This is a genomic window from Pseudonocardia nantongensis (assembly GCF_046546495.1).
Lineage (GTDB): Bacteria > Actinomycetota > Actinomycetes > Mycobacteriales > Pseudonocardiaceae > Pseudonocardia > Pseudonocardia nantongensis.
In genome coordinates, this window is sequence record NZ_JBKGXT010000052.1 from 1 (window position 1) to 1,305 (window position 1,305).

Genomic DNA, 1,305 nt, shown 5'->3' on the forward strand with positions numbered 1-1,305 from the left:
TCAGTGTCAGGGTGCAGTTGCCGCGTTGCGGTGGTTGGGATCCTGGCCGCTGGTGATCTGGCTCCTAGCGTGGGTGCCGCCCGGGTTCGGGTTGGCGAGTCATGGTTGTGCCGATCACCAGTGGCCAGGGCCGACCGGCGTGACTTGATAGGAGCGTGGCAGCGCCCCCACTGAGGTGTGTCCGCCGGCCGGCCCAGCCGTGTCCCTCCGAGGTGAAAGAGGTGACGCCACACATGGTGGTGGTGCTGGGCATCGACGTCCACAAGGACACCCACACGACAGTCGCGGTCGACGAGGTCGGCCGTCAGATCGGGCAACGCACAGTCCGTGCGATCGACCCCGGTCACGAACAGCTGGTGCGCTGGGCACGCCAGGAATACCGGGGCGAGCGGGTGTGGGCGGTCGAGGACTGTCGCCACGTATCGACCCGGCTCGAACGAGCCTTGCTCGCTGCCGGGGAGCGGGTGGTGCGAGTCCCGCCGAAGCTGATGGCCGGTGCCCGGCACTCGGCACGCACCCGGGGGAAGTCCGACCCGATCGACGCGTTGGCCATCGCGCGGGCCGCGCTGCGCGAACCCGACCTGGCCGCGGCCGAGCACGACCAGGTCTCACGCGATCTCAAGCTGCTGGTCGATCACCGCGAGGACCTGGTGGCCGAGCGCACCCGCAACCAGAACCGTGTCCGTTGGCACCTGCACGAGCTCGACCCCGAACTCGACATCCCCGCTCGCAGCCTGGGCCGGCTGGTCGTGCTCGACCGCTTGCAGAACTGGCTGGCCGAGCAGCCGAGCTCGATACTGGTTCGCCTGGCCATCGAGTTGCTGGCCGATGTCCGCGCGGCCACGGTGCGGATCAACGCCGCCGAGCGAGAGCTGAGCGAGCTCACCGCACAGGTGGCTGCACCGCTGCTCGAGCTGGCCGGAGTCGGACCGCTGACCGCGGCGAAGATCGTCGGGGAGACCGCGAACGTCACCCGCTTCCGCTCCGAGGCGTGCTTCGCCATGCACGCCGGCGTCGCCCCTGTCCCCGCGTCGTCCGGGCGCACGCATCGACATCGGCTCGCCCGGGGCGGGAACCGGCAGCTCAACGCGGCCCTACATCGGATCGCCGTGACCCAGACCCGGCTGCCCGGCAGTCTCGGACACGCCTACTACCAGCGCCGACGCAACCAAGGGAACACGAAGATGGAAGCCCTCCGGGCCATGAAACGACGCCTGGCGCGCGTCGTGTTCAACCACCTGCACACCAACACGATCACCGCGTCCGGCGCTGCTTCGCCGGTCGCGGCTTGACATAGGAGCAACC

The 1,305-nt window shown here is 69.5% G+C and carries 1 protein-coding gene; it reads left to right on the top strand.

What is annotated here, in order from left to right:
* The first annotated feature begins 212 nt into the window (after window positions 1-212).
* The gene (locus tag ACLFMI_RS26745; protein ID WP_410950735.1) at window positions 213-1,292 is read left to right on the top strand and encodes an IS110 family RNA-guided transposase; all 1,080 of its coding nucleotides are present in this window, start codon (window positions 213-215) and stop codon (window positions 1,290-1,292) included.
* Window positions 1,293-1,305 lie beyond the last annotated feature (13 nt).